Source organism: Staphylococcus sp. HMSC34G04, from assembly GCF_001838765.1.
Classification (GTDB): domain Bacteria; phylum Bacillota; class Bacilli; order Staphylococcales; family Staphylococcaceae; genus Staphylococcus; species Staphylococcus epidermidis.
On sequence record NZ_KV838764.1, the window covers coordinates 1 to 683 of the forward strand.

The 683-nt window shown below is 28.3% G+C and carries 1 protein-coding gene; it reads left to right on the top strand.

Translation table 11 applies throughout. The annotated features are described in order from the left end of the window. On the top strand, positions 1-683 hold a 683-nt coding region (locus HMPREF3241_RS11030), incomplete at both ends, for a transposase (protein ID WP_141763191.1).

Below are 683 nucleotides of genomic sequence, written 5' to 3' on the forward strand. Positions count from 1 at the left end.
TTTGTATGGAAAAAGAGTATTCAAAACCATGAGTCAAGGATGAATGAAGATTCTAAAGCACTTTATCATGATTTGGTGACAAATAAAATCATACCTGAGATTAAAAAAGAGCATGATAATGACTTAACAAAAGAAGAAATAGATTTGATTGGTAGTCACTTAGATAAAGAAATCGAAGATTTAAACCAACATATAGATAATGAAAAATGTACTAAAATAAGAAAACAAATACGGCTCAAAAGAACTAAAATTAAAAAATACAAAAAGCAAATTAATGATTACTCTAAGCGAAAGCATAAATACGAAGTCCAAAAATCTATTTTAAAGGATAGAAATAGTTATTCTAAAACAGACTATGATGCCACATTTATGAGAATGAAAGAAGATCATATGAAAAATGGACAACTTAAACCAGGGTATAATTTACAAATAGCGACAAATTCTCAATTCGTTTTATTTTATGATGTGTATCAAAATCCGACTGATACAAGAACAATGATACCTTTTTTAAATACAATCCAAGAGACCTACGGTCATTTACCTGAATATATTGTAGCTGACGCAGGTTATGGTAGCGAAGCCAATTATATGGCAATTATAGATAATTTTAATCGCACGCCACTCATAACTTATGGAATGTTTATAAAAGACAAAACTAAAAAATATAAAAGTGACATCTTTAA